The sequence below is a fragment of the Variovorax sp. 20P10.2.4 genome (assembly GCF_058244205.1).
Window position 1 is genome coordinate 1 of sequence record NZ_JBZAYE010000819.1, and the last position, 2,794, is coordinate 2,794.

Below are 2,794 nucleotides of genomic sequence, written 5' to 3' on the forward strand. Positions count from 1 at the left end.
CGACGTTCGAGCCGCGCGTGACCGTGAGCGAGGCCGCGTCGCCGAGCGCAGCGCGCAGGCCCTGGTCGATGCCCACCGGCGCGCTCTGGCCCGGGAACAGGCTCCAGGCGCCCAGCAGGTCCTGCGTGCCCGAGGCGAAGGGGCCGATCAGCGCGACCCGGGTGCCGGTCTTCGCGAGCGGCAGCAGCGCGCCCTCGTTCTTCAGCATCACGATCGAGCGGCGCGCGCTCTCGCGCGCCAGCGCGATGAAGGCCGGGTCCTCGGCGCGCTGCGCGGCCGGCGGGCCGTCGAGGCCGCGCATCGGCTGGTCGAACAGGCCGAGCCTGAGCTTGGCGTACAGCACGCGGCGCACCGCGTCGTCGAGCCGCGCCATCGGCACCTCGCCCGCGGCGACCAGGCCCGGCAGCTCGCGCATGTAGAGGCCGCTCTGCATGCTCATGTCGGTGCCCGCGAGGAAGGCCTGCTTCGTGGCCTCGCGGCCATTGGCTGCGTAGCCGTGCGCGATCAGTTCCTCGTCGGCCGTGTAGTCCGACACCACGAAGCCCCGGAAGCCCCACTCGCCGCGCAGCACGCCGGTCAGCAGCGCCGGGTTGGCGGTCGAGGGAATGCCCGAGATCTCGTGGAAGCCGCTCATCAGCGACAGCGCGCCCGCGTCGAGCGCGGCGCGGAACGGCGGCAGGTAGACCTCGCGCAGCGTGCGCTCGGAGATGTCGACGGTGTTGTAGTCGAGCCCGCCCTCGGCCGCGCCGTAGCCCGCGAAATGCTTGGGCGTGGCGAGCATGGCATCGGCGCGCGACAGGTCTTCGCCCTGGAAGCCGCGCACGCGCGCGGCGGCGAAGCGGCTCGCGAGCAGCGGGTCCTCGCCCACGCCCTCGATGCCGCGGCCCCAGCGCGCATCGCGCGCGATGTCGACCATGGGCGCGAAGGTCCAGCGGAAGCCGTCGGCGCTGGCCTCGACCGCCGCCGCGCGCGCGGTGCGTTCGGCCAGCGCGGGTTCCCAGCTCGAGGCCTCGGCCAGCGGCATCGGGAAGATGGTGCGAAAGCCATGGATCACGTCGGCACCGAAGATCAGCGGAATGCCCAGGCGAGATTCCTGGACCGCGATGCGTTGCAGCTCGCGCTTGCGCGTCAGGCCCTCGTTGTTGAAGAGGCCGGTCATGCGGCCCGCGCGCACCTCGTCGGCCTCGAGCTGCGCATTGCGCCGGTTGGCCTGCGGGTTGCCGGGGATGTTGGTGTCGGCCGGGCCGTAGAGGCTCAGTTGGCCGACCTTCTCCTCGACCGTCATGCGCGCGATCAGCGCCTCGATGCGCGGATCGGTGACGGCCGGGACGGGGGCTTGGGCGAAGGCGAGGAGGCTGGCGAGGAGACCGAGGGCGAGAAAGAGGAACGGGGCTTTTTTTCCGACGTGCATGGCCGCCCATTCTGCAGACATTGCCCCCAGGGCCCGCAAGCGGGTTTCCGCCCTGCCCGTAGGGCGATGTCCGACCCGCCCGCGCGGGCTCCCAGGGCTATTCGGCCGTCGCGCCCGACTCCTTCGCCACCTTGACCCACTTGGTGGTCTCGCTGCCGATGAAGGCCGCGAGCTCGGCGGGCTTCATGCGGCCGGCCGTCACGCCCTGTTCCTCGAAGCGCTTGACCACGTCGGGCTGCTGCAGCGCGCGCGCGAGCTCGGTGTTGAGCCGCTGCACGATCTCGGGGGGCGTGCCGTGCGGCGCCATCAGCGCGAACCAGGTCGTCATGTCGTAGCCCTTGAGGCCGGCCTCGTCGAGCGTGGGCACGCCGGGGTAGGCGGGCGAACGCGCCTTGGTGGTCACGGCCAGCGCATGCACCTTGCCGGCCTTGATGTGCGGCGAGGCCGAGGGGCTGGTCTCGATTGCCATCTGGATCTGGCCGCCCATCAGGTCGGCCATCATCGGCGCGCCGCCCTTGTAGGGCACGTGCACGATCTCGGTCTTCGTCATCGAGCGGAACAGTTCGCCCGAGATGTGCTCGGTGCTGCCGTTGCCGGCCGAGCCGAAGTTGACTTTGCCGGGATTGGCCTTGATGTAGGCCACGAGTTCGGCCACGGTCTTCGCGGGCACCTTGTCGTTGACGATCAGCACGTTGGGCGTGGAGGCCACGAGCGCTACCGGGTCGAAGTCGCGCTGGAAGTCGTAGGCCAGCTTCTTGTAGAGGCCCGGCGCGATCGAGTGCGCGATGGTGGCGAGGAACAGCGTGTAGCCGTCGGCCGGCGCCTTGGCCGCGAGGGTCGCGCCCACGGTGCCGCCCGCGCCGCCGCGGTTGTCGACGATCACCGGCTGCTTGAGCGATTCCGAGAGCTTCTGGCCCACGGTGCGCGCCACGATGTCGGTGGTGCCGCCGGCCACGAAGGGCACGACGAGGGTGATGGGCTTGCTCGGCCAGTCGGCGGCGAAGGCGGGCAGGGTGCCCGCGGCCAGCAGCAGGGTCGCGAGGGCGGTGCGGAGGAAGGCTTGTCTTTTCATGGTCGTGGAGGTCTTGGTGTTGTTATGAAGAGGGTGGTCAGGCCACGCGGTTGCGCAGCGGCAGGCCGGCGTTCCAGCGCCGCAGGTTGTCGAGGAAGAGGGCCGCCACGCGCGCCTCGTTGCCGTCCGAATGGCCGGCCGTGTGCGGCGTGACGATGACGTTCGGCAGCGACCACAGCGGCGAGTCGGCGGGCAGCGGCTCGTGCGCGAAAACGTCGAGATAGGCACCGGCGAGCGTGCCGTCGCGCAGCGCCTCGATCAGCGCGGGTTCGTCGACCACCTCGCCGCGCGCGACATTCACGAGCCGCGCG

At 71.3% G+C, this 2,794-nt stretch carries 3 protein-coding genes; all 3 read right to left on the reverse strand.

Going from position 1 to position 2,794, the window contains the following annotated elements; translation table 11 throughout:
- A partial coding sequence (locus AC27VN_RS38055; RefSeq protein WP_490880010.1) for a glycoside hydrolase family 3 N-terminal domain-containing protein occupies nt 1-1,411 on the reverse strand: 1,411 nt, incomplete at its 3' end.
- Between the two features lie 97 nt (nt 1,412-1,508).
- On the reverse strand, nt 1,509-2,483 hold the full coding sequence (locus AC27VN_RS38060; RefSeq protein WP_490880011.1) for a tripartite tricarboxylate transporter substrate binding protein: 975 nt from the start codon (nt 2,481-2,483) through the stop codon (nt 1,509-1,511).
- Between the two features lie 37 nt (nt 2,484-2,520).
- The coding region (locus tag AC27VN_RS38065; RefSeq protein ID WP_490880012.1) for an NAD(P)-dependent oxidoreductase at nt 2,521-2,794 on the reverse strand (274 nt) is incomplete at its 5' end.

Excerpts from the sequence above, each read along its gene's own strand:
- AC27VN_RS38060 (WP_490880011.1), bottom strand. The coding sequence starts at position 2,483 with ATGAAAAGACAAGCCTTCCTCCGCACCGCCCTCGCGACCCTGCTGCTG.